The organism is Bradyrhizobium sp. 604_D8_N2_3 (assembly GCF_051810765.1).
Taxonomy (GTDB): Bacteria; Pseudomonadota; Alphaproteobacteria; order Rhizobiales; family Xanthobacteraceae; genus Bradyrhizobium; species Bradyrhizobium barranii.
In genome coordinates this window covers 5,980,167-6,007,098 of the sequence record NZ_JBPWPM010000001.1, presented here as the reverse complement: position 1 = coordinate 6,007,098, position 26,932 = coordinate 5,980,167, and the positions used below count along the sequence as shown (strand labels likewise).

General features: G+C 65.3%; 28 protein-coding genes and 1 pseudogene. 11 read left to right on the top strand and 18 right to left on the bottom strand.

Annotated elements, in window-relative coordinates; translation table 11 throughout:
* Positions 1–20: 20 nt before the first annotated feature.
* The 3 genes from AB7245_RS28900 to AB7245_RS28890 all read right to left on the bottom strand — a co-directional run bounded on the left by AB7245_RS28900 (position 21) and on the right by AB7245_RS28890 (position 3,298).
* Positions 21–1,052, bottom strand: a complete 1,032-nt coding sequence (locus tag AB7245_RS28900) for an MBL fold metallo-hydrolase (RefSeq protein WP_354125875.1) — start codon at positions 1,050–1,052, stop codon at positions 21–23.
* A gap of 217 nt (positions 1,053–1,269) precedes the next feature.
* Entirely contained in the window at positions 1,270–1,920 is a 651-nt protein-coding gene (locus tag AB7245_RS28895; protein WP_014494168.1) for a response regulator, read from the bottom strand.
* A 7-nt stretch (positions 1,921–1,927) separates the two neighbouring features.
* A complete protein-coding gene (locus AB7245_RS28890; protein ID WP_166342493.1) occupies positions 1,928–3,298 on the bottom strand; it encodes a sensor histidine kinase in 1,371 nt (456 codons plus the stop codon).
* A gap of 200 nt (positions 3,299–3,498) precedes the next feature.
* On the opposite strand from AB7245_RS28890, the gene AB7245_RS28885 reads away from it, so the two are divergent.
* The 5 genes and pseudogenes from AB7245_RS28885 (at position 3,499) to AB7245_RS28865 (ending at position 7,846) form a co-directional block, all read left to right on the top strand.
* Positions 3,499–4,269, top strand: a complete 771-nt coding sequence (locus AB7245_RS28885) for a MotA/TolQ/ExbB proton channel family protein (RefSeq protein WP_166342492.1) — start codon at positions 3,499–3,501, stop codon at positions 4,267–4,269.
* Positions 4,266–4,952 carry a hypothetical protein gene (locus AB7245_RS28880; RefSeq protein ID WP_028147462.1) on the top strand — a complete coding sequence of 229 codons (687 nt, stop codon included), beginning with the start codon at positions 4,266–4,268 and terminating at the stop codon, positions 4,950–4,952. Before AB7245_RS28885 ends, AB7245_RS28880 begins: the two co-directional genes overlap by 4 nt.
* Complete coding sequence (locus AB7245_RS28875; RefSeq protein ID WP_166342491.1) at positions 4,945–5,550, top strand: hypothetical protein; 606 nt, start codon at positions 4,945–4,947, stop codon at positions 5,548–5,550. The genes AB7245_RS28880 and AB7245_RS28875 overlap by 8 nt, the downstream gene beginning before the upstream one ends.
* Positions 5,551–5,667: 117 nt before the next feature.
* Positions 5,668–6,407, top strand: a pseudogene (locus AB7245_RS28870) (metallophosphoesterase family protein).
* Between the two features lie 5 nt (positions 6,408–6,412).
* On the top strand, positions 6,413–7,846 hold the full coding sequence (locus AB7245_RS28865) for a serine/threonine protein kinase (RefSeq protein WP_166342489.1): 1,434 nt from the start codon (positions 6,413–6,415) through the stop codon (positions 7,844–7,846).
* 6 nt (positions 7,847–7,852) lie between these two features.
* On the opposite strand, the gene AB7245_RS28860 is transcribed toward AB7245_RS28865, so the two are convergent.
* The 5 genes from AB7245_RS28860 to AB7245_RS28840 all read right to left on the bottom strand — a co-directional run bounded on the left by AB7245_RS28860 (position 7,853) and on the right by AB7245_RS28840 (position 9,650).
* A complete protein-coding gene (locus AB7245_RS28860) occupies positions 7,853–8,044 on the bottom strand; it encodes a hypothetical protein (protein ID WP_014494175.1) in 192 nt (63 codons plus the stop codon).
* A 22-nt stretch (positions 8,045–8,066) separates the two neighbouring features.
* Positions 8,067–8,246 (bottom strand): hypothetical protein, encoded by a 180-nt coding sequence (locus AB7245_RS28855; RefSeq protein ID WP_166091403.1) that lies wholly within the window; start codon positions 8,244–8,246, stop codon positions 8,067–8,069.
* A 4-nt stretch (positions 8,247–8,250) separates the two neighbouring features.
* Positions 8,251–8,391, bottom strand: coding sequence for a hypothetical protein (locus AB7245_RS28850; RefSeq protein ID WP_166342488.1), 141 nt, complete (start codon positions 8,389–8,391; stop codon positions 8,251–8,253).
* A 153-nt stretch (positions 8,392–8,544) separates the two neighbouring features.
* On the bottom strand, positions 8,545–9,246 hold the full coding sequence (gene rpe / locus AB7245_RS28845) for a ribulose-phosphate 3-epimerase (RefSeq protein ID WP_166342487.1): 702 nt from the start codon (positions 9,244–9,246) through the stop codon (positions 8,545–8,547).
* A gap of 164 nt (positions 9,247–9,410) precedes the next feature.
* Positions 9,411–9,650 carry a hypothetical protein gene (locus AB7245_RS28840; RefSeq protein ID WP_224517356.1) on the bottom strand — a complete coding sequence of 80 codons (240 nt, stop codon included), beginning with the start codon at positions 9,648–9,650 and terminating at the stop codon, positions 9,411–9,413.
* Here AB7245_RS28840 and AB7245_RS28835 point away from each other — a divergent pair.
* Positions 9,541–10,284, top strand: coding sequence for an EF-hand domain-containing protein (locus AB7245_RS28835; protein WP_224517804.1), 744 nt, complete (start codon positions 9,541–9,543; stop codon positions 10,282–10,284). The genes AB7245_RS28840 and AB7245_RS28835 overlap by 110 nt on opposite strands.
* A 212-nt stretch (positions 10,285–10,496) precedes the next feature.
* On the opposite strand, the gene AB7245_RS28830 is transcribed toward AB7245_RS28835, so the two are convergent.
* Positions 10,497–11,495 (bottom strand): P1 family peptidase, encoded by a 999-nt coding sequence (locus AB7245_RS28830; RefSeq protein WP_354097483.1) that lies wholly within the window; start codon positions 11,493–11,495, stop codon positions 10,497–10,499.
* 54 nt (positions 11,496–11,549) lie between these two features.
* Positions 11,550–14,402, bottom strand: a complete 2,853-nt coding sequence (locus AB7245_RS28825; RefSeq protein WP_135215444.1) for a PAS domain S-box protein — start codon at positions 14,400–14,402, stop codon at positions 11,550–11,552.
* Between the two features lie 195 nt (positions 14,403–14,597).
* On the opposite strand from AB7245_RS28825, the gene AB7245_RS28820 reads away from it, so the two are divergent.
* Complete coding sequence (locus AB7245_RS28820) at positions 14,598–14,984, top strand: response regulator (protein WP_071912455.1); 387 nt, start codon at positions 14,598–14,600, stop codon at positions 14,982–14,984.
* 74 nt (positions 14,985–15,058) lie between these two features.
* Here the strand turns inward: AB7245_RS28820 and AB7245_RS28815 are convergent, their stop codons facing one another.
* From AB7245_RS28815 to AB7245_RS28795, 5 genes are all read right to left on the bottom strand, one after another.
* Positions 15,059–16,177, bottom strand: coding sequence for a branched-chain amino acid ABC transporter substrate-binding protein (locus tag AB7245_RS28815; protein WP_028147453.1), 1,119 nt, complete (start codon positions 16,175–16,177; stop codon positions 15,059–15,061).
* A gap of 161 nt (positions 16,178–16,338) precedes the next feature.
* Entirely contained in the window at positions 16,339–17,082 is a 744-nt protein-coding gene (locus AB7245_RS28810) for an ABC transporter ATP-binding protein (protein WP_166342483.1), read from the bottom strand.
* Positions 17,079–17,924: an ABC transporter ATP-binding protein gene (locus AB7245_RS28805; protein ID WP_208072043.1), complete on the bottom strand. Its 846-nt coding sequence runs from the start codon at positions 17,922–17,924 to the stop codon at positions 17,079–17,081. The genes AB7245_RS28810 and AB7245_RS28805 overlap by 4 nt, the downstream gene beginning before the upstream one ends.
* Positions 17,921–19,240 (bottom strand): high-affinity branched-chain amino acid ABC transporter permease LivM, encoded by a 1,320-nt coding sequence (gene livM, locus AB7245_RS28800; RefSeq protein ID WP_085404375.1) that lies wholly within the window; start codon positions 19,238–19,240, stop codon positions 17,921–17,923. The genes AB7245_RS28805 and livM overlap by 4 nt, the downstream gene beginning before the upstream one ends.
* Positions 19,241–19,250: 10 nt before the next feature.
* Positions 19,251–20,168, bottom strand: coding sequence for an ABC transporter permease subunit (locus tag AB7245_RS28795; RefSeq protein ID WP_028147449.1), 918 nt, complete (start codon positions 20,166–20,168; stop codon positions 19,251–19,253).
* A 289-nt stretch (positions 20,169–20,457) separates the two neighbouring features.
* Between AB7245_RS28795 and AB7245_RS28790 the strand changes: the two genes are divergently transcribed.
* Together AB7245_RS28790 and AB7245_RS28785 are read left to right on the top strand one after the other, a co-directional pair.
* Entirely contained in the window at positions 20,458–20,616 is a 159-nt protein-coding gene (locus AB7245_RS28790) for a hypothetical protein (protein ID WP_166342481.1), read from the top strand.
* Between the two features lie 183 nt (positions 20,617–20,799).
* Positions 20,800–21,336 carry a hypothetical protein gene (locus AB7245_RS28785; RefSeq protein WP_085404328.1) on the top strand — a complete coding sequence of 179 codons (537 nt, stop codon included), beginning with the start codon at positions 20,800–20,802 and terminating at the stop codon, positions 21,334–21,336.
* On the opposite strand, the gene AB7245_RS28780 is transcribed toward AB7245_RS28785, so the two are convergent.
* On the bottom strand, positions 21,298–21,690 hold the full coding sequence (locus tag AB7245_RS28780; protein ID WP_039152041.1) for a carboxymuconolactone decarboxylase family protein: 393 nt from the start codon (positions 21,688–21,690) through the stop codon (positions 21,298–21,300). The two genes, AB7245_RS28785 and AB7245_RS28780, sit on opposite strands and share 39 nt — an antisense overlap.
* Positions 21,691–21,851: 161 nt before the next feature.
* On the opposite strand from AB7245_RS28780, the gene AB7245_RS28775 reads away from it, so the two are divergent.
* The gene (locus tag AB7245_RS28775) at positions 21,852–23,978 is read left to right on the top strand and encodes a DUF3422 family protein (RefSeq protein ID WP_166342480.1); all 2,127 of its coding nucleotides are present in this window, start codon (positions 21,852–21,854) and stop codon (positions 23,976–23,978) included.
* An 11-nt stretch (positions 23,979–23,989) separates the two neighbouring features.
* On the opposite strand, the gene pcaD is transcribed toward AB7245_RS28775, so the two are convergent.
* Positions 23,990–24,772, bottom strand: coding sequence for a 3-oxoadipate enol-lactonase (gene pcaD / locus AB7245_RS28770; protein WP_166342479.1), 783 nt, complete (start codon positions 24,770–24,772; stop codon positions 23,990–23,992).
* A gap of 75 nt (positions 24,773–24,847) precedes the next feature.
* Positions 24,848–26,203 (bottom strand): 3-carboxy-cis,cis-muconate cycloisomerase, encoded by a 1,356-nt coding sequence (locus AB7245_RS28765; protein WP_166342478.1) that lies wholly within the window; start codon positions 26,201–26,203, stop codon positions 24,848–24,850.
* 169 nt (positions 26,204–26,372) lie between these two features.
* On the opposite strand from AB7245_RS28765, the gene AB7245_RS28760 reads away from it, so the two are divergent.
* On the top strand, positions 26,373–26,819 hold the full coding sequence (locus AB7245_RS28760; protein WP_071912467.1) for an SRPBCC family protein: 447 nt from the start codon (positions 26,373–26,375) through the stop codon (positions 26,817–26,819).
* Positions 26,820–26,932 lie beyond the last annotated feature (113 nt).

The window sequence follows — 26,932 nt, the reverse complement described above, 5'->3', positions numbered from 1 at the left end:
GCGAACTGTGCGCCGCCGCGCTAGAGCGCGGATCCCGACCGCAGGCCGCGCGACCGTAAGATGCCGAACGGGTCTTCACGCCCGGCCAGTTTCCGATATGTCGCAAGGTCGTCGAGCGTCGGACCTTCTCCCCGTCGGACATTCCCACTCGTTCCAACCGGAATCGACGTGCCGAGGCCGGCATAGAGATAGCTGTCGCCGAACGCCTTCTTGAGCGCGGCAAAAGTCGGCTCACCGGTGCAATGTCCCGGTGCTACGGCGTCGACCTTGAACCTGTCCTTCAGAGCGGTAACGACTTTCGCGATTGCCTCGTCAGGCGCCACGACCAGATGAAATCCGCCGGCGATGAGATGAATCCTGGGATTGATACCGGTCGCCGCTTCGACAATGCGCTCGATCCCGGGGTGCGAACAACCGACCAGAAGGACTACGCCTTCTGCGGTGTTGACGGCCAGAGACAGCTCCTTGAGTTCTCGTGTCCCGGGCGCGTCGGAGATCAGCGAAATCAGTGTGATCCCAGGAGCAATCTCGGTCGTTTGATCGATCAGTTCGAAGTTTGCGTTGGCCCATGCCGAGCCGAACTTCATCACCGCTGGGGGCTTGCCTCCGTAGTACCGCATCTCCGGTGGCAGGGCCTCGTCTTTCCGGAAGAAGCCGGAAGGCAGCGAAGAGCCGTAGATGCCAAATCCTTCCTTCGGCGCGTAGATCTTGACGGTCGGATTGACGCTCAGGACGTAGGACAAGCCCGCCATATGATCGGAGTGGCGGTGCGAAAGAACGACAAAGTCGAGGTCCGAGAGGTTGACGCCCCTGGCCTTCACGTTTGCCGCGAAGATCTCGGGGTCGTTACCCGTGTCGAACAGGATGCGTTTTCCCGCGACTTCGACAAGGGCGGAAAAACCCCAGTCCTTTGTCATCGCGTCATTTGTGCCGAAGGCGTCATAAAGAATGGTGATCTGGTCTTTCGCCTCGGCTGCTGTGCTCTCGGTGGTTCCGGTCGCGACAACGTTGAAGGCGATCAGTGCGGCAAGAAGACTGTCCCTGATGTTCATGGAAGCGTCTCCTGTTGTCATGCAAAACATACAACGGGAACGAGCGCGGCTTCGAAAGAGCCGGGAGGCTCGCGTCAAGATCGGAGCCCAACAGACACCCACCGGCGGTCTCGCGCGGATGCCGTGGCTGCGATCGAGCCTAGCACAATCCGAGAGCGACTGGAGACCTTCGTTGGGGCGGCCGGCCGGAACCGGATAGGCGTCCAGCCGCGAAGCCCTAGATCCTCGTCAGCCCGCAGCTCGCTGCCAGCCGCACCAGTTGCGCGTCGGTGCGCGCGCCGGTCTTGGTCTTAATCAAATAGTGATAGTTCTGCACCGTCTTGACACTGAGATTGAGATGCGCAGCAATCTGCTCGGTCGTAGCGCCGCCGGCGAATTGGCGCAGGATCTCGATCTCGCGCTCACCCAGTTGGTCCAGCGCCGAGCCCGCCGACAGGCTGTCCTCGGCCAAAATGTGCGCGATGTCGTCGCTCATGGCGCGCTCGCCGCGCGCAACGCTGCGGATCGCGGTGACGACCGCGGAGGGTTCGCTGCTCTTGGTGACGAATCCGCTGGCTCCGGCGCTGAAGGCGGCTTTCACCAGCACGGCCTCGTTGTGCATCGTGAAGACGAGGATGCGCGCCCGCGGGCTGCGCGCGCGGATGTTGCGGATCGCCTCCAGCCCGCTCGCGCCGGGCATCGAGATATCCAGCAGGACGACATCAGGGTCGTGCGCCTTGAAGGCGCCGTAGGCGTCGGCCGCGTTGTCGGCTTCCGCCACGACATGGAGATCGCCCTGGCTCTCCAGCACGCGCCGGTAGCCTTGCCGCACGATCGGATGATCGTCGACCAGCAGCACGGAGATGCCTGTTGCCGCAACATCGCTCATGTCGGCCTCATGCGGCGAGCGGGATGGTGGCGGCGACGCTGAGGCCTCCTCGCGCAGGCAGGATCGAGAGCGATCCGCCGGCCGCCGCGACCCGCTCGCGGATGCCGGTGAGGCCGAAGCCGGCCGACTGCGCCACGCGCGCGGCGTCGCCGCCGCCGTCGTCCTCGACACGGATCAGCAACGCGTCGTCGTCACCGGCGCGCCGCTCGATGCGCAAGGAGATTTCGCGCGCCGAGCTGTGGCGCAGTGCGTTGGTCAGGCATTCCTGCGCCACGCGATAGGCGGTGGTGGCGGCCGGGCCGCTGATGTCGGTGAGGTCGCCCCTGAGGTCGAGCCGGATGGTCGGCTGGGCAGCGCTTTGCGAGCGCCAGCTGTCCACCAAATTGACCAAGCTGGCCTCGAGCCCAAGCTCCTCGGGCAGGGGATTGCGCAGGCGTTTGAGCGCATCGCGCAACGAGGCCATCAGATGATGGGTGGCCTGCGAGATCATGCGCGCGTCCTGCGCGATTGCGTTATCCTTGCTCTCCTTCGCGCTTGCGGTCTCGATCGTGTTGGCGAAGGCGAGGATGGCGGAGAGATTTTGGCCGAACTCGTCGTGCAGCTCGCGGGCGAGCGCGCGGCGTTCGTCGTCACGGATCTCGATCAGCCGCCTTGTCAGCGCCGCGCGCTGTTCGGTGGCTTCCTCGAGCCGGCCGCCGAGCTCGCCGACGGCGCTGCCGATCATCGCCAGCTCCATGGAGCGGAAGCGCGGCAGTTTCGTGCGATACTGGCCCCGCGCCATGCGCTGGAGCGCGGCGACGATGGTGCGCGCCGGCGCCAGCGCGTGCGCGATGGCGAGCGACGCCAAGAGCGCGATCGCCGCCGCCATCAGAAGCGCGACGTCGACCACGTTGAGGAGATACTCCCAGGCAAGCGAGATGGCCGCTGCGGCATCCGGCGTCGCGACGACCGTTCCGGCGGCTGCCGCGCGGGGACTGACGGGCCTTATCACTTCGGCGTGGCTGCCGAGGAAGATGGGTACGATCGCGGTGAACCAGTGCGGCGGCGTCTTGCCTAGCCCCACGCTCTGGCCGCAGAGCGGCCGTTCGAATGCGATGGCCGGCTGGAACTCGACGCAGACGCCGGGCGAGATCAGCTTCATCGTCTCCAGGGTGCGCCACTCCGGAACCGGCAAGAGCTGCTCGCGCGTTCTGCTGCTGCGCAACAAGAACTCGTGCCAGTACAGCGCCTGAAGTGCCTGCGCGACCCGCTGCGCCGAGGCCGCGGTCGCCCGGTCGACGCTGCGATAGGCGTCGAACGTGGCCCAGACGGTCGCCGCGCCAAGGCAGAGCGCGACAATGAGAAGCAGACGGGCGACAAGCTGAAGCACGAGGCGCATGCGATCACCCTCAACGTTTGGTAAGGTCAGCCTAACAACGCCGCCGCGCCTTGCCAATTGCGGGGTTTGGGCCGGATTGCAGCTCGGGCAAATTTCCCAAGCCGGATTGGGCATGGCTCTTTGGACCGCGCGCGGCGGCTTTGATCTAATCGGGGTGGAATCGTTGCAGGCCAATCCCTGCAAGCCAGGAGCAGTGCAGCATGAGTTCGATGACGATTGGACCGATCGCGGGGTCTGCTGCCGACCCATCCGAGCGCAGTGCGCTGCTGTTCTGGATGATCTTCACCGGGCTGTCGATCTTCGCCGTCGTGCTGCTGTGGCGCTTCGGCCTGATCCGTCTGATGCTGAGCTCGGACCGCACTTACATTTCCAGCGTGATCGCGCTGCTCTATGTCGTCACCTGCGGCCACTGCTTCCTGCGGACGCGGGCGATCGCCCGTGAAGGCGCGGCGGCGCGGCGCTGCCGGGCGGTGCTCGCGGCGCCCGGGGGCAGCAAGGTGCTCGACGGCAGCGCGGCCGCGCTGCCACGCGGGCTGGTGCGGGACCATATCGAGAGCCTCGTGACGAAAGCGTCCGCGCAGGACTACCGGGCGGTCGACCAGACGCTGCTGCTGCGGACGCTGGCCGACCGGCTGCGCGGCTCCAACGGGTTCGGTGCCTTCGTCTCGGACACGCTGATGAAGCTCGGCCTGCTCGGCACCATCATCGGCTTCATCATCATGCTGGCGCCGATCGCGGGGCTGGACGCCGCCGACAAGGTCGCGATGCGTTCCTCGATGGGGCTGATGAGCGACGGCATGGCGGTCGCGATGTACACGACGCTGGCGGGCCTCGTCGGCTCGATCCTGGTGCGCATCCAGTATTACATGCTGGATGCCGCGACCCAGCGCGTGTTCTCGGACGCGGTGGTGCTGACCGAGACCTATGTGACGCCGGTGCTGGAGCGCAAAGGCGCTGGAACCGCGTCATGATGGATGACTTTGGTCTCTATCCACGCGAGGAGCCGTTCGATCCGCTGGGCGTGATGCTGTTCAAGGCGCTCCAGGTGATCGCTTTCCTGTTCTTCCTCGCGCTCCTCGCGGTGTCGCCCGATGCCAAGGACGGCAAGATCGATTCCAAGGCCGAGTTCATGATCACGCTGGACTGGCCGGACAGCCATCCAGACGATCTCGACCTGTTCGTGCAGGATCCCGCCGGCAACATCGCCTGGTATCGCCACCGCGAAGCCGGCTTCCTCACGCTCGATCGCGACGACCGCGGCGGGGCCAACGACTTCATCATGGTCAACGGCAAGAAGATCGCCTCGCCGATCCGCGAGGAGATCGTCACGGTGCGCGGCATCCTCGCCGGCGAATACACCGTCAATGTCTCACATTTCGTGGCGACGACCGGCGAACCGGTCCAGGCCAATGTGAAGGTGCAGAAGCTCAATCCGACCGCGCAGGTGGTCTTCGACAACAAATTCACGCTCGATCACACCGGCGACGAGAAGACCGCGGTGCGGTTCCGGCTCGATGCCGAGGGCAAGGTCGTCAATGTGGACCAGCGGCCGAAATCGCTGCTGGAGACGTTCCGCAGCAGTTGGCGCAACGGCGCCGATCTCGACCCGAGGACCGGTGTGAGCAAGAACGCTGTGAGGGTGCGCCGTGACTAGCCTGCAGACGGTCATCCTCACGCTGTCGGTCGCCTACGCCGTCATCGGCGCGCTGCTGCTGGTCGTGCTGGTCTATGCGCGGCTGCACTGGTCGTTGAAGGCCGTCGCGGTGGTCGTGACCAGCGCCTTCTATGTCGTCAGCTTCACCGAGATGCGCGGACTGCTCGGCTGGGCCAGCGCCGACCGGCTGCCGGCGACCTTCAAGCTGCTGAAGGCCCGCATCGTCGAGCCGCATTCGCTGGAAGGCGATCCCGGCTCGATCTATCTCTGGGTCGAGCAGCTCGACGAGGACAATCGGCCGAGCGGCATCCCGCGCGCCTTTCGTGTGCCCTACAATGACAGGCTGGCCGACAAGACCCATGCGGCGGAGAACGAGATCGCGCTGGGACATCCGCAAGGCGGCCGCGCCGCCGATTTCGGCGGCGGCGATGGCAGCCTGATCGACATGGTCCGGGAATATGTGACGCCTAAGACCATTCTGGAGACCAGCGGAGGCGATTCCTCGACCGGCGAATTCCTGGCACCACCCGCCGGCGCGCAAGGCGCGGTGTTCACCCCGATTCCGCCGCCCCGGATGCCGCCGAAAGACGAGCAATAGGCTCTTCACCATCGCGACAGGGGCACGCTGGAAAACGCACCCGCACTGGCGCATCTTCTTGACGTCCCTCAATTTGGCCTTATCGGCTTCCGATAAGACCTTTGGGGTGGAGGGTGCGTGCTTCTCGCTGTCTTCTCGGATATCCACGGCAACCGGCAGGCGTTCGAGGCCTGCCTGAAGGTTGCCCGCGCGAAGGGCGCGGAGCGGTTCGTCCTGCTCGGCGATTTCGTCGGCTATGGCGCCGATCCGGAATGGGTCGTGGATACCGCGATGGGTCTGGTCCGGGAGGGCGCCATCGCCGTCCGCGGCAATCATGACGAGGCGGTCAACACCACGACCGAAGCCATGAATGCGGAGGCGCAGATCGCGATCGAATGGACGCGCGGACGGCTCGACGTCGCGCAGCGGCGGTTCCTCGCCGAGCTGCCGATGCTCGTGGATGAGAAGGAGCGCCTTTACGTCCACTCGGAGGCCTCGAGCCCGCAGCGCTGGCACTATGTCCGTTCGACAGCGGATGCCGCCAAGAGCCTGATATCGACGCCCGCCCATGTCACCTTCTGCGGCCACATCCATCGCCCGGCGCTCTATTCGATGTCGGTGACGGCGAAGATGACGGGCCTCGTGCCCAAGACCGACGTTTCCGTGCCGCTGCTGCGCGGGCGGCAATGGCTGGCCGTGCTCGGCTCGGTGGGCCAGCCCGCGATGGCGATCCATCCGCAGCCTTCGTGCTGTTCGACACCGTGTCGTGCCAGATCACCTATTGCCGCGCGCCCTATGATATCGCGAGCGCGGCGAACAAGATTCGCGAGAACGGCCTGCCGCCCTGGCTCGCCGACCGGCTGTCGCAGGGACGCTGACGGCGATGCCGCAATCCCTGGTCAAATCAGGCGCCGAGATCGACGGCTACACCATCGGTGAATGCGTCCATGCCGGCGGCATGGCGACGCTGTGGACCGTCACCCATCCCGGCATCGACGTGCCGCTGCTGATGAAGATTCCGCGGGTGTCGGAGGGCGAGGACCCCGCCGCGATCGTCTCGTTCGAGATGGAGATGATGATCTTGCCGCGGGTCGCCGGGCCGCACGTGCCCTCGTGTTTCGGCACCGGCGACTTCGCGCACCAGGCCTACGCCGTGATCGAGCGCATTCCCGGGACCACGCTCTACAAGCGGCTGCCCGACCTGCCGCTCCCATACGAGGAGGCGCGGCAGCTCGTCGCGAAGATCGCCGCCGCGCTGGCCGATCTGCACCGGCAGAACGTGATCCATCACGACATCAAGCCGAGCAGCATCATGTTCCGCGATAGCGGCGAGGCGGTCCTGATCGATTACGGCCTGTCGCACCACAACCATCTGCCGGACCTGTTGCAGGAGGAATTCCGCCTGCCTTACGGCACCGCGCCCTACATGGCGCCCGAGCGGCTGTTGGGGGTACGCGACGATCCGCGCAGCGATCTGTTTTCGCTGGGTGTGCTGCTCTATTTCTTCACCACCGGCGAGCGTCCCTTCGGCGAGGGCGAGACGCTGCGCGCGATGCGTCGCCGGCTGTGGCGCGATCCGCATCCGCCGCGCGAATTGCGCGCGGACTATCCGCCCTGGCTTCAGGAGGTGGTGCTGCGCTGTCTCGAGATCGAGCCGGTGCGGCGCTATCCGACCGCGTCCCAGCTCGCCTTCGATCTCGCTCATCCGGACCAGGTCAGGCTCACCGCGCGTTCGGAACGGCTGAAGCGCGACCCCTTGAGCGTCGCCTGGCGGCGGCGCTTCAACCTGGGTGTCATGGCGCCGCGCGCGAAATCGGACGTCGCCGCGCAAATCGCCTCCAGCCCGATCCTCGCGGTCGCGCTCGACACGGTGGAAGGCGCGGGCGAGCTGAACGAGGCGCTGCGCGTGACGACCGAGCGCATTCTCGCGACGCTGCCGTCGGCGCGGCTTGCCTGCGTCAACGTGCTCAAGCTCAACCGCATCGCGATCGACCGGACGCTCGACGAGCAGGGCTCCAACAAGCATATCGACCGCCTGGTCGCGCTCCGGCATTGGGCGACGCCGCTCAAGCTGGATGAGAGCCGGCTGTCGGTTCACGTGCTGGAGGCCGTCGACCCCGCCGCGGCGCTGTTGGAATTCGCCGAGGTCAATCAGGTCGACCACGTCATCATCGGCGCACGGCAGAGCTCGTTCCGCCGCGCGCTGCTCGGCAGCGTCTCGGCCAAGGTGGCCTCGGAGGCGGCCTGCACCGTCACTGTGGTGCGGCCGCCGCGAATGGCTGCTGCGAAACCAGACGCCGGCGTCGTGTGGGGCTAGGAAAGATCACGCCGCGTGGGCGGCGTGGACGGAGCGCTTGCGGCGGATCGGCCAGCAGAATTGCGGGCCGGGCTCGCCGTGATCCGCGCCGCCGCCGAAATACTGGATGATCTCGCGGCAGGGCTCGCAATTGAAGAGGTTACGCGACGCAGATGCCTTGGTCATTTCCTTCAGGCAGTTCGGGCAGTGCGGTTTCATCGGGCGTGGTCCAGAACAGAATTCAATGCCGGCGCGGTGACCGGAGCGGGTGATCCGGGTCCGCCATCTCGGGCCCGGTGTCGTCGCGCCTCTCGCCTTCGGTGCGTTCGAGCCGACCGAAGAAATAGTCGAGGTCAGGATGCGGGCGCCGCGGGATGCGGCACCTGCGCTTCAGTTGACGCTTCACGAGCGCGATCTGCATGGGCTCAGGCCCGATACCAGTCGCGACGGACGATGCGGGCCGAACGTGCCGGCACCCTCGCCGGTCCGGCCGATGGGCCGAACACAACAAACGCACTGAAACCAAGCCACAACGCCACGCCAGTCCAAACCAGGGTCGTCGTCATGATGTGCTCCCGCGAAAACAGGCAAGAATCACTAGCGGTGATTTGCACGAATCAGGGAAGCCCGGAGGAGTACGGATCAAGGTGCAATTTAGGCATTGCGCGTCGCAACGCCCGTAAGACCCGCAGCTTTTCAGCAAATATGTTGCTTGTGCTTCAGATCGCTTCGCCGCGTGCGCCTGCGGCGGCGTTACGGATCGCGGCGATGTTGGTCTTGTACGCTTCCTGCGTGCCGCCCTTGAACACGGAGGTGCCGGCGACGAAGGCGTTGGCGCCCGCCGCGGCCAGGGGACCCGCGACATCGGGACCGACGCCGCCATCGACCTCGATGTCGATCGGACGTCCCGCCGTCATCGCGCGGATGTCGCGGATCTTGCCGATCGCAGACGGGATGAAGGCCTGGCCGCCGAAGCCGGGATTGACCGACATCACCAGCACGAGGTCGACGAGGTCGATGACGTATTCGAGCACGCTGATCGGCGTGCCCGGGTTGAGCGAGACGCCGGCCTTCTTGCCGAGCGCGCGGATCGCCTGGAGCGAGCGGTGCAGATGGGGACCGGCTTCCGCATGCACGGTGATGTGGTCACAGCCGGCTTTGGCGAAGGCCTCGAGATAGGGGTCGCAGGGCGAGATCATCAGATGCGCGTCGAAGATCTTCTTGGTGTGCGGGCGCATCGCCTTGATGACGTCGGGGCCGTAGGAGATGTTGGGCACGAAATGACCGTCCATCACGTCGAGATGGATCCAGTCGGCGCCGGCCGCGTCCACCGCGCGCACCTCTTCGCCGAGCTTGGAGAAGTCCGAGGCCAGGATCGAGGGCGCGATGGCCAGGGGGCGGGGAGTGAAGGCTGGGGTCATGGCGCGGTGTCCCGTGGCGGCCGTGAAAGATGATGCTCGCCTAACATGGGCCTCTCAGCCGGGCAATGCAGGGCTGGTGTGCTTCCTGTGGGCGGAAATTTCTGCCGCGACCGGCATGAATTGCCGGTGTTCCCGAGCCGCGCCAGGCGTCGCGAACGCGGATTTCATTGAGCTTTTTGCGCTGGCACGACGCTTGCTGGCATCACCGCCAGAACATTGGCTGCGGCGTGCCGCATCGGTTGGAGTTGTGCAATGTTGTTTGCCCTTGGTGCCGTATCGAGCGCGCTCGACGCGATCCAGTCGCTGACGAACTCGAAATCGTCCTCGTCGACCCAGAAGACGGGGTCTTCGCAGAGCGCGCCGACCAATCCGTTCGCGATCGACAGCAGCAGCACGACGAGCAACGCGACCTCGCCGGTCAACGCGGGCAAAACTCCGCAGATCTCGCCGGAGACCATGAACGCGCTGTTCGCCGCGCAAAGCCAGTCGACGGACAGCACCGGCAGCGCGGCCAGCTCGACCTCGTCGAGCTCGACGTCTTCGACCTCGACGAGCCGCGACGCTGCGCTGAAGGACCTGTTCTCTCAGATCGACGGGGACGGCGACGGCAAGATCACCAAGTCCGAATTCGAGAACGCGCTCGGCGCTGGCGGCACCAACCTAGCGCAGGCCGACGACGTGTTCTCGAAGATGGATACGAATTCCGACGGCAGCGTCAGCCTGGATGAGATGTCGAAGGCGCTGAAGAGCGGCCATCACGGCCATGCCCACGGTGCCAGCGGCTCCGGCGATGGATCGGATTCCGCCTCGAAGCCGAGCGGCGGATCGACCTCGACCACGACGACCGCGGCCGACGGCTCGACCACCACCACCGTCACCTATGCCGACGGCTTCAAGATGTCGACGACGGTCCCGGGCGCCTCCAGCTCCTCTCGCAATTCGGCCTACGATCTGTTCGCGCAGTTGATGCAGCGGCAAGGCGGGCAGGGGCAAGGCGCCTCAGCGACCGCCGGCTCGTCGATGTCGATGAGCGTCTGACGCCCACTCGCTGTCATGCCCGGCTTGCCGCCTTCGCTAAAGCTTCGGCGGCCGAGCACCCTTGTGGCCCCGGCGTAGCCTTGGCGGAGCCGGGACCGGGGCATCCAGTACGCCGCGGCTTCTCGGTTCAATCACAACTGCCTCTGGAATACTGGATCGCCCGGTCTTCGCCGGGCGATGACGCGCGATATGTGGCGAGAGGCGCGTGCCCCTTACGCGCCGAAGCGGTCCTTCCACGCCGGTAATGCTCCCGCAAACGGCAGCGCCGTTGCGCTGTACACGCCGCGCGCGATCGCGCGCGCGACCACGTTGGCGGCGACAGTGCCGAGCTCGGTGAGGCCGACCAGCGGCTCGATCGGCTTCTCGCAGGTCGCAGCCGCAAACAGCACGTCGCCGTCGGTCGGGGCATGCACCGGATAGATGGCGCGGGCAAATCCGGTGTGCGCGATCATCGCAAGCCGCTTGGCCTGGGCCTTGGTCAGCGTCGCATCGGTGACGACGGCGCCGATCGTGGTGTTCTCGCGCGCGCTCGCGGCGGGGCCGCCCTTGATGCGCATCGCCAGCATGTCAGGCGTGAACTTGGCTGGCAGGCCGCGCCCGCCGAACTCGCCGTTCTCCTCGAACGGCGCCGCCCAGAACCACGGTCCCTCGCCGACGGTTGCGCTGCCGACCGCGTTGACGACCACGATGGCGGCGACCTTGATGCCGTTGGGCAAGACCGCTGAAGCCGAGCCGAGCCCGCCCTTGAAGGTCGCAGTGGTGCAGCCGAGGCCCGCGCCGACGCTGCCCAGCGCGAAATCGTGGCCCGCGGCCACAGCTGCCGCGTAACCGAGATCGCGATAGGGCGCGAAGCGACCCCAGGCCTTGTCACCGCCGTTGAGCAGGTCGAACACGATGGCGCCCGGCACGATCGGGATCACCGCCTCGCGAATCCGGAAGCCGCGGCCCTGTTCGGCAAGCCAGGCCTGGACGCCGCCGCCGGCCTCGATGCCGAAGGCGGAGCCGCCGGACAGCGCAATCGCATCGACGCGCTCGACTGTGCTGGCAAGGTCGAGCAGCGCATCCTCGCGCGTGCCGGGCCCGCCGCCGCGCACGTCGATCGCCGCGACCGCCGGGGCATCGAAGATGATCGCTGTCGTGCCGGAGGCGACTTTCGCATCCTCGGCATGGCCGACGCGGACGCCGGCGATATCGGTAAGCAGATTATTCAAGGCCGGCACTCCATGCGCTTCAGGCATCAGCGATAGCGCACCGATGCCGCGCGCTCAACTCGCCAGCGCCGTCCTGAGCATCTTGGCGAGCTCGGATTTGCGGTAGGGCTTGGCCAGCAGCAGCACGCCGGAATCGAGCCGGCCGTGATGGACGATGGCGTTCTCGGTGTAGCCCGAGGTGAACAGCGTCTTCAGGTCGGGACGCCGCCGCACCGCCTCGTCCGCGAGCTGGCGGCCGTTCATGTGGCCCGGCATGATGATGTCGGTGAAGAGCAGGTCGATGCCCTTGTCGGCATCGATGATGGTGAGGGCTTCGGCCGCGTTGGCGGCCTCGAGCGCGGCATAGCCGAGGCTCTTGATCTGGGTCACGACATATTGCCGTACCAGCGCGTCGTCCTCGACGATCAGGATCTTCTCGTCGCCGCCGGCGATGGGCACGTTCTGGAGCGACTCGTACTCGCTCTCCTGCACGCCGCTCGAGCGCGGCAGGTAGATCTTCACGCTCGTGCCGTGGCCTTCCTCGCTGTAGATCTTGATGTGGCCGCCGGACTGCTTGACGAAGCCGAACACCATGCTGAGCCCGAGCCCGGTGCCCTTGCCGACCTCCTTGGTGGTGAAGAACGGGTCGAACACCCGCTCCATCAGGTCCGGTGGAATGCCGGTGCCGGTGTCGCTGACCGCGATCATCACATAGCTGCCGGCGACGACGTCGGGATTCATGCTGGCATAGCCGTCGTCGAGGAAGATGTTGCGGGTCTCCAGCACCAGCGTGCCGCCGTCCGGCATGGCGTCGCGCGCGTTCAGCGCGAGATTGAGGATCGCGGTGGAAAGCTGGCCCGGGTCGACCAGCGCCGGCCAGGCATCCTCGGTGAGCTGCGGCATGATGGTGATCTGCTCGCCGAGGGTCGGGTGCAGCAGCTTGGCGGCCTCGAGCGCCAGCGCATTGACGTCGATCTCGCGCGGCTGGAGCGGCTGCTTGCGGGCAAAGGCGAGCAGGTGCTTGGTCAGTTGCGCGCCGCGCTCGGCGGCGTCGTCGATCAGCTTGGTGATGGCGGCGAGCTCAGGACGGTCGGCCACCGCATCCGCGAGGATGCCGATCGTGCCGGTGATGACGGTCAGCACGTTGTTGAAATCGTGGGCGACGCCGCCGGTCAGCTGGCCGATGGAGTCCATTTTCTGGACCTGCCTGAGCTGGGCCTCCGCGGCCTGCTTCTCGGTGAGGTCGCGGCCGATGAAGAAATGGCGCTTCACAGGCTCCGACCAGGTGCCCATCCAGTTCAGCGTCACCTCGTGACCGTCGTAGTGGTAGTAGCGCGCCTCGAAGCTGCGCTTGACCGCGCCACGCCGCGCCGCGCGCATCTCGCTGCGGGTGTTGTCGAGGTCATCGGGGTGAATGAACTCGATGGCGCTGTGCCCGATCATGTCCTCCGGCTTGTACCCGAGGATGTCCTTCACGCTCGGGCTGATCTGGATGAAATTGCCGTAACCGTCCGTCACGAGGATCAGGTCCTGCGAGGTCTCGAAGATGCGCTGGCGCTCCTCGATCTCGCGGTTGAGGGCGGATTCCGCCCGCTTCCGCTCGGTGATGTCGCGAGCGACCTTGGAGGCGCCGATGATCTTGCCGTCGGTCGATCGCAGCGGGACCTGGCTCAGCAGGACGTCGATCGGCTGGCCACTCTTGTGCAGCCGCACGGTCTCGTGCTGGTCGATGACCTCGCCGTTGCGGGTGCGGGCCAGCATTTCGGCGACTTCCTCGCGCTGCCCCTCGGGCATGATGATATCGACCTGGCGGCCGATCGCCTCGCTGGCGGAGTAGCCGAAGACGTGCTCTGCCGCCTTGTTCCAGGACGTGATGGTGCCGTCGAGCGACTTCGTGATGATGGCGTCGTTGGAGGACTCGACGACGGCGCTGAACAGCCGCTCGCGCTCGGCATAATAGTTCCGCTCCGAGCTCGACTGCCGCTGCAGCGCGCCGACCATGCCTGCCGTGTTGGCCTGGAGCCGCACGTTCTCGATGAGCAGCACCGCGAGCACGAAACTCGACGCAAAGAGGCCGTAGAGACGGCCGGCATAGAAACCGAGGTCGAAACGCGCGACGTTGACGATCGCCGACAGCGCGATGTCGAACAGCCAGGCGCACATCGTGACCATGAGCCAGACGTCGATCACCGTGTGCGGCTTGCGAAACCACAGCGTGACCAGCGCCGCGAAGCTCAGGGACCACACGAACGACACCACGCCGATCATGGTGGGGGTGTAGTGGCCGTCCTTGAGCAGGACCGGTAGCAGGCCGTGCTGCGCAGTCACCAGCCAGGCGAAGACGGTCAACGCGACGAACACGCCGGCGACGGAAAGTGCGATCGCGGGAGCCGTCGCGCCCGCAACCCTGTTGCCGCCGTTGCCGTCCTTGAGCCAGGCATAGGCCAGCACGAACAGCGGGAAACCGGCGTGCCAGATCATGTAGAGCCAGACGGTGGTCTGCGGGCCTGCACCGAACAATCCGGCCGGGGCGAACAGCCCGGGGAAGGTGAGGGCGTGGGTCACCGCGGCGCCCGCCGTGAACATATAGCCGATCGACAGCAGCAGCAGCGCGCGGCTGCGCAGCACGGCGAACTGCGACAGCAGCAAAACGGCGGTGATGATGTCGCTGACCGCGAGCGCCGACTGGTAGCTCGCCACGAAGGCCGGCACCTGCGCGAGCGGCAAGCCCGCAAACGGTACCGCCAGTGCGAACAGGATCGCGGAGATGCCGACGATCGCCAACGCAGCCCTGCGATCGCTTCGCGTAGCCGGCAAGGTCGACAGGAATGTGCTTCGGTCGTTAGGCGCTAGCACGTCGATCTCTCGTAAGCCGGCATGATGACCTCCTACGTCAATCTCTTCCGGCCGGGAAGCCGCTACCCGCATGGTAGCCCGCTCCGGGCGCGCATCCTGACAGAAAGCGCATGCGACTCAACCGAAGGTTACAGCTTATTTAACTTGGGGTGGGACTTGGAACAGGTAGCTGGTAAGAGGTGATTTACCGGGACAGACCCATACTGCCTTGCCGGGCACTTGCGGTGAATTGAACCAAATAATGATACGTATCCGGGAGTTGTTCCCATGCGCCGTGTTCTCGTTGTCGACGACCAGAAGGAGGTCCGCGCCATGGTCGCGATCGTGCTTCGGGTCAACCGCTTTGACGTCGTCGAAGCCGAGAGCGGCGCAGCGGGCCTGAAAGCCTTCAGCGAGGGCGCTTTCGATGCCGCGATCGTCGATATTTTCCTGGCCGACACCAGCGGCGTTGACGTCATGGCGGCCATTCGCGAGCGAGTTCCCGGGTTCCCGATCGTCGCGGTCTCCGGCATGACCGCGCTGGATTTCATGGGCGAGGCGCCTGGTCTGGCCGACGTGGTATGCCTGCAAAAGCCATTTCGGCCGAACGATCTCCTGCAAGCGCTCCACAAGGCCCAGGCTGCGGCGGGCGGCGAACTCTCCGCAGCCGTGTGACCGCACGGCGAAAGAAAACGCCCCGGCGAACCGGGGCGTTGGATTGATCCGGTTAAAAGGTCAGGCATCCTGTCTTAGGTGCCGTTGCCCTTGATCTCGGCGTAGCCGCCCTTGGCGTCCCATTTGTAGACGACATAGTCGAGCTGCTTGATGTCGCCCTTGGCGTCATACTCGATCGGGCCGATCACGGTGTCCCACTTGCCGGCCTTGATCGCCGCCATGACCTTCTTGGCGTCCGTGGTGCCGGCCTTCTTTGCCGCCTGCGACCAGACCTGCATCGCCGCGTAGGTGTAGAGCGTATAGCCCTCGGGGTCGATGTTCTTGGCCTTGAAGGCGTCGACGATCTTCTTCGCGGTCGGCTTGTTGCGCGGATCGGGGCCGAAGGTGAACAGCGTGCCTTCGCCGGCCGGACCAGTGATGGAGGCGTACTCCTTGTCGGCGAGCGCATCGCCGGCCATCAGGATCGTCTTGAGGCCCTGGTCACGCATCTGGCGCAGGATCAGGCCGCTCTCCTGATGATAACCGCCGACATAGACGAGGTCGATGTTGTCGCGCTTCAGGCGCGAGACGATCGCGTTGAAGTCCTTGTCGCCCTTGTTGTAGGACTCGTACATCTTCTCGGTGATGCCGGCCTTGTTGAGCGCCTTCTTGGTCTCGTCGGCGAGACCCTTGCCGTAGGTGGTCTTGTCGTTGAGGATCGCGATGTTCTTGCCCTTGTAGTTCTTGGCGATGTACTGCGCCGCGACCAGGCCCTGCTGGTCGTCACGGCCGCAGACGCGCGCCACGTTCCAGAGTCCGCTATCGGTGAACTTCGGATTGGTCGAGGCGGGGGTAATCTGGAGCACGTTGCCGTCGGCATAGGCTTCGGAGGCGGGGATCGACGACGACGAGCAATAGTGCCCGGCCACGAACGGGATTTTCGCGCCGGCGATCTTCTCGGCGATCGAGCGCGCCTGCTTCGGATCGCAGGCATCGTCCTCGACGTTGAGCGCGAGCTTCTTGCCGTTGACGCCGCCGGCGGCGTTGATGTCAGCCACGGCCATCTCGGCGCCGTTCTTCATCTGGCGGCCGAAGGCGGACTCTCCGCCGGTCATCGGGCCTGCGACTGCGACGGTGACATCCTGCGCGAACGCCGCGCTCGATAGCGCGATCGACGCGCCGAATGCCAGACCGATGAGCTTCAGTGATTTCATGAGATACCTCGCGGGTGGTCGCCTGTGGAAGTTGCCGGATACGCCCGGTCCAAACCGGCGCCATTCTCGAATGAATCTCGGGAGAAGTCACCGGCAAAATACGGGCATTGGCGGAGATATCTCGCCACATTCGGCCGCACGGGCTCCGCCGTCGGGCAACCTCAGCCGTGCCGGCCGCCTTCCAGGTAGGCGGCGCGAATCTCGGGGCGCTGCAACAACTCGGCGCCGGTCCCGGCCAGCGTGATCAGGCCGTTGACCATGACGTAACCGCGATGGGCGAGCTTCAGCGCATGGTTGGCGTTCTGCTCGACGATCAGGACCGTCAGGCCGTCCTGGCGGTTCAGGGTGCGGATCGCATCGAAAATCTGGCGCGCGATCAGCGGCGCCAGCCCGAGCGAGGGCTCGTCGAGCAGAAGCAGGCGGGGGCGGCTCATCAGGGCGCGGCCGATTGCCAGCATCTGCTGCTCGCCGCCGGACAGCGTTCCACCGCGCTGGGCGTAGCGCTCCTTCAGCCGCGGGAACAGCGTGAAGACGCGTTGCAGCGTGGCCTCGCGTTCGGCGTCGGTGCATCCGGTGGCATCCGCCCCCATCTGGAGGTTTTCCGCGACGCTCATGCGCGGGAAGATGCGGCGGCCTTCCGGCGATTGCGCGATGCGCAAATGGGCGATCTCATGCGTGGGAACGTCGGTGATGTCGCGGCCTTCGTACAGGATATGGCCGGCGCGGGCGCGCGGCTTGCCGAAGATCGTCATCATCAGCGTGGACTTGCCGGCGCCGTTGGCGCCGATCAGCGCGACGATCTCGCCGGCGCTGATCTCGACATCGACGCCCTTTAGCGCCTCGATCTTGCCGTAGGCGGCGCGCAGGCCCCGGATCGAGAGCAGGGGAGTGGACGCCGACGTCACGACCCGCTCTCCATCACCGCCACGGCCTCTTCCTCGTCGGTGCCGAGATAGGCGGCGATCACCTTGGGATCGTCGCGGATCTCGCGCGGAGAGCCTTCCGCGATCTTGACGCCATGGTCCATCACCACGATGTGGTCGGAGATCTCCATCACGACCGACATGTCGTGCTCGATCAGCAGGATCGAGGTGCCGAGCTCGTTGCGGATCGAGAGCAGGAGCTCGCTCAAGGCGGCGCTCTCGCGCGCGTTGAGACCCGCGGCGGGCTCGTCCAGGCATAAAAGCGCGGGCTCGGTGCACATCGCGCGCGCGATCTCGAGCCGGCGCTGGTCGCCATAGGCGAAATTGCCGGCGGCATCGTCGGCGCGGTCGAGCAGATTGACCCGCTTCAGCCAGTCGGTGGCGAGGTCGATCGCGCGCTTTTCGGCGTCGCGGTAGCCGGGCGCGCCGATGAGGCCGAGAAAAGTGAAGCCGGAGGCGCGCATCAACGCGTTGTGCTGTGCCACCATCAGGTTTTCCAGCGCGGTCATGCCGGGAAACAGGCGGATGTTCTGGAAGGTGCGCGCCACCTTGGCCTGCTTGGCGATGCGGAAATCGTTCAGCCGCTCCAGCGCAATCACCTTGCCGTCGTCATGGGTGAGGCGAATGGCGCCGCCGCTCGGCTTGTAGAAGCCGGTGATGCAGTTGAACACGGTGGTCTTGCCGGCGCCGTTCGGTCCGATCAGCGCGGTAATCTTCTTCCGTTCGGCCGCAAACGACAGGTCCTGCACGGCGACGATGCCACCGAAGCGCATGGTCAGCCGGTCGACGCCAAGAATCTTGTCGCTAATCTTGTCGGCGCTCATCCGTGCCCTTCCTTCACGAGGTCGGAAGAGATCGCCTGCGCCTTGGTCAGATACACGGTCGGCGCGCGATGGCCGATCAGGCCGCGCGGCCGCCAGATCATGATCAGCACCATGGCCATGCCGAACACCAGCATGCGGTAGGTCTCGAGGCTGCGGAACAGCTCGAAGCCGCCGATCATGGCGAGCGCGGCGAGCGCGACGCCGAGCTGCGAGCCCATGCCGCCGAGCACGACGATGGCGAGCACCAGCGCCGATTCCTGGAAGGTGAAGGATTCCGGACTGATGAAGCCCTGGCGCGTCGCGAAGAACGCACCGGCAAAGCCGCCGAACATGGCGCCGGTCGCGAACGCCGTGAGCTTGGTGGTCGTGGTGTTGATGCCGAGCGCGCGGCAGGCGACCTCGTCCTCGCGCAAGGCCTCCCAGGCGCGGCCGATCGGCAGGCGGCGCAGCCGGATCGTCACCCAGTTGGTGAGCAGCGCAAGCGCCAGGATCAGGTAGAACAGGAAGACGATGCGCTGGGTCGGCGAATATTCGATGCCGAGCCTGGCGGCGAGCCCGTTGTCGCTGTTGTCCAGCGGGATGCCGAAGAACGAGGGGCGGGGAATGCTGGAGACGCCGTTGGGGCCGCCGGTGAGGCTCTGCCAGTTGATGATGACGAGGCGGATGATCTCGCCGAAGGCGAGCGTCACGATGGCGAGATAGTCGCCGCGCAGGCGCAGTACGGGGAAGCCGAGCAGCACGCCCCAGAACGCGGCGAGGATGCCGGCAAGCGGCAGGCAGACCCAGAACGACCAGCCGAAATTGGTGGCGAGCAGCGCGTAGGAATAGGCGCCGACCGCATAGAAGGCGACGTAGCCGAGGTCGAGCAGGCCGGCGAGCCCGACCACGACATTCAGCCCCCAGCCCAGCATCACATAGGTGAGCACGAGGATCGCGAGATCGAGGATATAGCGCTGGTCATAGAAGATCACCGGCACAAGCACCGTGAAGATCAGAAGTGCGGGCGCCAGGTAGCGGCCCAGAAACGACATGCCGCTGCGTACAGCCGGCGGCACCAGCTTGTCGGTGCCGCTGGACCCGATCCACTGTCGCAACAGCCCGAGCACGATCGAGCCGCCGAACACGGCGGCAACGAGGGAGGCGACCTCGCCGAAGCGGGTCCAATAGGTGAGCTGGCCGTCGGAACCCGCTTCGGTGCGGACGCCGACCATCAGCGAGAACAGCACCAGCGCGATCAGGGCGTTGACGAAGGCCGTCTTCAGCAGAGCGGGGATGTCCGTTGCAGGTTTGGCCGTATTGCTCGAGAGAATTGTCACGCGGCGACCGTCAGACTTTTTCGACTTCGGGACGGCCGAGCAGGCCGGTCGGCATGAAGATCAGCACGACGATCAGGATCGAGAACGCCGCGACGTCCTTGTACTCGACCGAGAAATAGGCCGACCAGAACGTCTCGATGAGGCCGATCGCGAGACCGCCCAGCATGGCGCCAGGCAGCGAGCCAATGCCGCCGAGCACAGCCGCGGTGAACGCCTTGATGCCGGCGACGAAGCCCATGAAGAAATCCACCAGGCCGTAATAGAGCAGGTACATCAGGCCCGCGACCGCGGCGAGCGCTGCGCCGATCACGAAGGTCATGGAGATGGTGCGGTCGACGTTGACGCCGAGCAGCGCCGCCATGGTCTGGTCCTGCTCGCAGGCGCGCATGTCGCGGCCGAGCCGGGTGCGCGACACCAGCCAGGTGAAGATCCCAAGCAGCACGATGGTGGTGAGAACCACCATGATCTGGATGTTGGAGAGCTGGATCACAAAGCCGTCCGCACTTTCGTGCAGCGTATAGCCGCCGGTGATGAAGGGCGGGATCGGCTTGACGCGGGCGCCCTGCGCCACCTGCGAGTAATTGGTCAGCACGAAGGACATGCCGATCGCCGACAGCATCGGGGCGAGGCGGAAGGAATGACGCAGGGGCCGGTAGGCGATGCGTTCGATGGTCCAGCCGTAGAGCGCGGTGATCGCCATCGACACCAGCAGCACCACCAGCAGGATCACCGGGATCGCGGTCAGGCCGAGCGAGATCAGGATCAGGAAGGTGATCAGGGCGATGAAGCCGCCGATCATGAAGACATCGCCATGGGCGAAATTGATCATGCCGACGATGCCGTAGACCATCGTATAGCCGATGGCGATCAGGCCGTAGATCGAGCCCAGAACGAGACCGTTGATGAGCTGCTGGGCGAAATAATCCATGGGCTGCCGTTACCAAACCTGACGCGGCTCAAAGGGAGCTCTTCGAGAGAAAGTGTGATTGAGTTTCTTCTCGGGCCCCGGCAGCCCCTAAGCATTCTTCTCGTTTTGTAACAGGAGGGAACTGGTGGCTGCAACTGGCCATGCCTCGACACAAAGGCTTGTACAGAGGTCATTTCGCTACGGATGTCATTTCGGTTCCGCAGGTGCGAGGAACCGGGTTCCGCAAAGCAACCAAACTGAATCCCGGCCGTTGTCTCTCCTCTGAGGTCCAACTAGGGAGTTCCCCCAAATGTCGAAGCAGCAAGATCAGAATCCGGGCCAGCAGACTCAGAAACCCGGGCAGCAGCAGGGTGGCGGGCAGAAACCCGGACAGCAGCAGCAGCATCCGCAGCGCCAGGGCGAGAAGCCCGGCCAGCAACAGGGCGGCCAGCACGGTCAGGACAAGTAGTTTCGGAGCCTAGACGTGAAGAGGGCCCCGCCGGGAGGCGGGGCCCTTTTTCCTTGGGCGCGCCGCCCGGCGGGCCGGTTAAGGTAAACAAAGGGTTTAAATTGCCGCCATGGTCTGATGCGAGTTAGCTCCCCGGCAAAGCCTTTCCATGGAAGGCGCGCAGCGAGCGAAGCGGGAAGCGGCATGTTCAGGAATTGGCGGATCGGTTCGGTCAACGGCGCCCTGCTGGCGGCCTATTTCATCCCGGCCTGGACGCTCGTGGCCTTCAACATCATGGTGGCACCGGTGCACGGCCTCTACGAGCGGCCGAGCGTCGCGGTGGCGCTGTTCCTCAGCGATCATCTTCAGATGGCGGGGATGAGCACGGTGCGTGCCGCCTGGCTGCTGGCGCTGGGCCGGCTGACGGTGGTGGCGTTCTTTGCCATCTATCTCGCGCTTCTGTGCATTCCCCGCGTCCGCAAGAATGGCGGCAGCGACGAGGCGCTCGGCATTGCGCTTGCGATCGGCAGCCTCATCTCGTTTACGAGCATGTTGATGGCGTCGAAGGTCGGCGAGATGGCCGCGCTCCGGCTGCATGCCACCGAGCTGCTGCTGCTGCTCGGCGCTGCCATCGTGGTGGTGATTGAACGGCCCGCGCCGGCGCCCAAGAACGTTCGGGAGGCCGTCGAGACCGCCGCGCCGCTAGCTCTTGAGCAGGCCGAGCTCCTGCACAATCGCTGAGGCTTCCTTGACGGCGTGGTTCGCCGCCGGCACGCCGCAATAGATTGCCTGCTGAAGCAGGATTTCCTTGATGTCGTCGGGGGTGAAGCCGCCCTCGGCGAGCGCCGCGCGCACATGCAGGCGGAATTCGTCCCATTGCCCCAGCGCGACCATGGTGCCGATCACGAGCACTCGCCGCGTGCGCTCGTCGAAATGCGGCCGCGTCCAGATCTCGCCCCAGGCGTAGCGCGTGATCATGTCCTGGAAGTCGGTGTTGAAGGCATTGCGGCCCGCGATCGACTTGTCGACCCAGGCATTGCCCAAAACCTTCCGGCGCACGTTCATGCCGGCATCGCGGCGCTTCTGGTCGTCCATGGGCATCCCTTGTCAAAATGATCTTCGAGCCAATCTAGCGTACCCCGGCCGGGGCTGACAGGCCGTTGAGGCGACGCTCACATCTTTCGGTACTGTTCTATCTGCGGTAGTATCGGTCATTGCGTGCGCCTGAGGCCTTCGTTTCGAGGGAGTGAATTGCCATGGACGAGACCGCCACCGGCCAGATTGCCATGTTCAACACGGCCGGCGACTACCACGAGCTGAACGCGGGCGCCCACCGTAAGCCGCCGAAGGTGCTGAGCGCGCCGTCCCTGGTCTGGCATCTGGCGTTCTGGACCAATTTCCAGGAGGAGGGGGACAGGCGGGAGCAGCCGGTCAATCCGGAATGGGCGCCCAACAAGCGGCCCGAGGAGATCAACACGGCGCTCGATCGCTTCATCCGGGAGCTCTGGATCGGGTTGGAAACGAAGCGAGGCATCCCGATCGAGGTCACGCCCCGGATTGGCGGCGTCAACCTGCTGTTTGGCAGTGCCTACCGCAAGCCGCAAGACGACCAAGTCGATAAGCTCACGCGGCGCCAGAACGACATCTTTGCGAGCACCAACCGCGTCGTCAGCCTGCAATTCGTCTGGCAATTGCTCGACGTCACGATCCGCTTCGAGACCCAGGCTGAGTATTTCACGATGTCGGTCTTCGTCGAGCTGGATCGGCCGCGCAACAACACGCCCACAGGCATCGCCGAGCTGAACGAGACGATGAATCGGATCGTCGCCTATCTCGATCCGGACCGGCACCTCTCCACTGGCGGCCAACCTGCGGCTTCGCTGTCGCAGCAGGCGGTCGACCAACTCGCCAAGGATATCAACCGCTATTCATTCCACGAGTTCTGGCGTGCCTTTGACGAGGAGGTGCTGTCGTTGGGCGGATCCTTTCGGAACGACGCCATCTTTCAGCGTGTATGTGCGGATTTTCGCGGCTTCGTCGCCTCCGAGCGGGCCGTGACCTTCGGGGACGATCGCTTCTTCAAGTTCAACGGGCCGCCGAGCTGGGGCGCCGAGGCCAAGCAGGCGCTACTGCCCCTGATCCAGCATCGCATCCGCGCCGATCACACCCGCTACGAATGCGCCGCTAACTATATGCTCGATGGCCGGGCGCTCTATCTGAGCACGCTCGGCCCACAATTGCCCGAGATATCGGACGGCGAGCGCATTCCAGTGGAATTCATCGTCTATGCCCACCAGAGGGTCGGCGACAGGACCGTGGTCAACAAGTGGCAACTCGGCCGTCTCGTCAGCCAGATCCTTCAGCTCGGCACGTTCCGGCTGTGCGCGCTCAAGGACGTCAGGTGGTTGCACAATGCCGGACTCGAGTTGGCCGATCTGGAGGAGGCCACCCAGAGGGCGCGCCGCGCGATCGCGCAGACGGAAGCCTACGGGACGCGCCCGGGTGAAAGCGTCCCCGCAACCGCCAACCAGCGTAACCGCGTGGCCATGGCCGAGATCGCCAAGGCGCATGCGCAGCTCAACGAGATTACGGGCAAATTTCTGCTGAAGACCGGGAGCGGCCCGCTCTACCGAATCGAACGGTCCCGCTACTACGTGCGGCAGTTCGAGCAAAATGTGAAGCTCTTGCGCATTCTGCGCCTCGAAGGCGACCAGCCCTATGATCAGTTCATCCGGCGCCGGCTGGGTCCGGAGTTCGATTTCATCGACCGGCTGGGTGTCCGCTACGAGCGCGCGATGTCGAGCATCGTTAGTCTCGACCAGAACTACCTGTCGATCACGCAGAACTCGCTGGTGGAGCGGGCCACTAAGATCGACGAGGAGACGAAGACGATCCAATCGGAGATCGGGTTGATCCAGCGCTGGGGCGAATTCATCCTGCTGAGCTGTCTCGTGCCCTACTACGTCTCTCACCTGCTCGTCCTGATTATGGGAGAGGGGTGGACCTTGAAGTCGCGGGCAGCTGGTGGCGTCTGGCTGCTCAGCATCGCGTTCGCGATCTACCGCGCCTTCAATCAAACCTTCACGCGGCGCGGGCTCGTCTTGATCCTGCTGCCATTCGCGTTGGCCGAGATTGCGCTGGTCGCAATGACGCTGATCGCGCCGCCGCAATCCGAACATCACCAGCCGGAATCGGACGGCGGCGGGCGGACGCGGTCCTCGCGTGAGCCGGGACCACCGAAGCCCGAAACGCCGGGCACACCGGATGAACCGCGAACCTCTCAACAGCCGTCACTGCAGTCCGCTGAGCCGGCGACACCCGTGCCCGCACCGCCCGCGCCCGCCCAGGGGGCGATGCCGCAGCCCTCCGCCGAACCGCGCTGAATTGGACGGCCTCAGCGCTGCGTCAGGAAACCCACCACCGCGTCGGTGAAGGCGTGCGGCTGCTCGACATTTGAAATGTGCGCGGCATCGATGATGGTCATGCTGGCGCCGGGAATGTTTGAGCGGATCAATTCACCCGCCGAGATCGGCGTCGCCATGTCGTGGCGGCCGGCGATCACCAGTGTCGGGCTCTTGATCTTGGCGAGCATCTCGCGCTGATCGAGCGTCGACAGCGCCTCGCAGCAGGCGAGATAACCCTCGACGGGGGAAGCCAGCAGCATCGACTTCATCTTCGCCGTGATCTGCGGCTCGCGCTCGCGGAAATCCTGCGTCAGCCAGCCAGCGATCACGGCATCGGCGACCGCGGTGATGCCGCCCTTCTTCACCGCGTCGATGCGCTCCAGCCATTTGGTCGGCTCGGCGTAGTAGCAGGAGGTGTTGGCGAGGATGAGCTTGCCGAAGCGCTCCGGCGCATTGGCCCCTAGCCACTGCCCGACCATGCCGCCCATCGAGAGGCCGCACCAATGCACCTTCTCGATGTTGAGGTCGTCGAGGATCGCCAGCACGTCGCGGCCGAAGCGCTCCATCGTATAGGGGCCGGGCGGAACGTTGGACTTGCCGTGGCCGCGGCGGTCATAGCGGATGACGCGGAACACCTGCGTCAGAGCCTTCATCTGCGGCTCCCACATCTGCAGCGTGCAGCCGAGCGAATTGGACAGCATCAGCGTCGGCCCGCCGTCGCGGCCCTCGACGGAGACGTTGATCAGGCAACCGTCGGCATCGATCATGGGCATGCTGGGCGTCTCCGTTCTGGAGCATGATCCGGAAAAGTGTGGAGCGGTTTTCCGAAAAAGATCATGCTCAAACAATTAATCGCGCTCGAGGCTGTCGAGCAGCCGGTCGATCAGGGCTTGGGAAGCCCCTTGATAGGCCATCGGCTCGAACAATGCCGCAATTTTTTCCGGCGGCAGATGCGCGGTGACCTGCGAATCGGCCGCGAGAACCTCGCGCAAATGCTTCTTTTCGGCGACCGCGCGCTTGCTCGCGGCCTCGATCAAATGATGCGCATCGCTTTTGCCGATCTTGTCGGCCAGCGCAAACGTGACCGCTTCCGCCATGATGAGCCCATGCGTCGTATCGAGATTGCTGCGCATGCGCGCGGCATCGACGTCGAGGCCCTCGGCGATGTCGAGGATGGCGGCGAGCGCGCCCGAGGTGACCAGCATCAATTGCGGCAACGTCGGCCATTCCGCGTGCCAGGGGCCGGCGCTGCGCTCATGGTCCTGCACCTGGGCTGCAAAGATCGTCGCGGCGAGCTGCGGCGCCATGGTCGCGCAGCCCAGCGCGCTCGCGGCCGCGACCGGGTTGCGCTTGTGCGGCATGGTCGAGGAGCCACCGCGGCCTTCGCCGGCAGGCTCGAACGCTTCGCCAACATCGGTCTGCATCATCAGCGAGACGTCGCGCGCGATCTTGCCGCAGCTTCCGGCGAGAATCGCAAAGCATGATGCGGCTTCCGCGATCCGGTCGCGATGGGTGTGCCAGGGCGCTTCCGGCAGCGGCAGGTTGAGCTCCTGCGCCAATCGCTCTGCAACGACGAGCCCCTTGTCGCCGAGGGCCGCGAGCGTGCCGGCCGCGCCGCCGAATTGCAGCGCAAGACCCTCGCGGGAGAGCCGCCGCAGGCGGCAGCGGGCGCGGGCGAGGCTTGATGCGTATTCCGCGGCCTTGAGCCCGAACGGCATCGGCAGCGCGTGCTGGAGCCAGGTCCGCGCCACCATGGCGGTGTTGCGATGGCTCCGCGCCAGGGCGGCAAAGCCCTTGATGGCGCGGCTGAGATCGGCATCGAGCGCATCGATGCCGGCGCGAAGCGTGAGCATGGTCGCGGTGTCGATGACGTCCTGGCTCGTCGCGCCCCAATGGACGTAGCGCGCGGCCTCCGCATCGGCCTTGCCGACATTGGCCGTGAGCGCCTTGACCAGGGGAATCGCGAGATTGCCGGATCGCGTCGCGGCCTCGCCCAGAGCGGCCATGTCAAAGGTATCGGCCCTGCACGCAGCTTCGATCGGGCCCACCGCGGATGCGGGAATCACATCCGTGGCGGCCTCGGCGCGTGCCAGGGCTGCCTCGAAATCGAGCATGTTCTGGAGGGTCGACCGGTCGTCGCAGACCGCGCGCATGGCTGGGCTCGACAGCATCGGCGCGAGCAGGGGGGAGAGGGCTGTGCTCATGTTGCGCGGGACCTAATCACCATGCCCCGGCTCTGCCAATCCCAAACCATCGGCGCAAAGCTTTTTGCAGTTGCGAATATGCATTGCACGTGGCCGGGGGCTGCCCTTTCCTTTGCGGCCTCCGTGCGTTACTTGAGCACATTATAGAGAAGCATCCGGGAGGTACCCCATGGCCATGACGATGAACGGCGAAGTCCAGCTTGCGGCGCCGCGCGAGGCCGTGTGGGAGAAGCTCAATAATCCCGAGGTGCTGAAGGCCTGCATCCCCGGCTGCGAGGAGCTGGAGAAGACCGACGACGGCGGCTTTCGCGCGACCGCGAAAATGAAGGTCGGGCCGGTGTCGGCGCGCTTCAAGGGCAAGGTCACACTCTCCGATCTCGACCCGCCGAACGGCTACAAGATCTCCGGCGAAGGCGAGGGCGGGGTGGCCGGCTTCGCCAAGGGCGGCGCCGTGGTCAAGCTCGCGGAGAAGGACGGCGGTACGCTGCTCTCCTACGAGGTCGAGGCGCAGATCGGCGGCAAGTTGGCGCAGCTCGGCCAGCGCCTCATCAACGGCACCGCCAAGAAACTGGCCGACGAATTTTTCGCGAACTTCGCCAAGGCGGTACAGGGCTGAAGGCTATCGCCTTTCGGCATGGCGCCTTGCGTCCGGGGCGATGTTGCCCCCGGGCATAATGGCCCATATGATGGGTTGGAATAATTATAAGAACCGCTTCGACGGGACCCGTC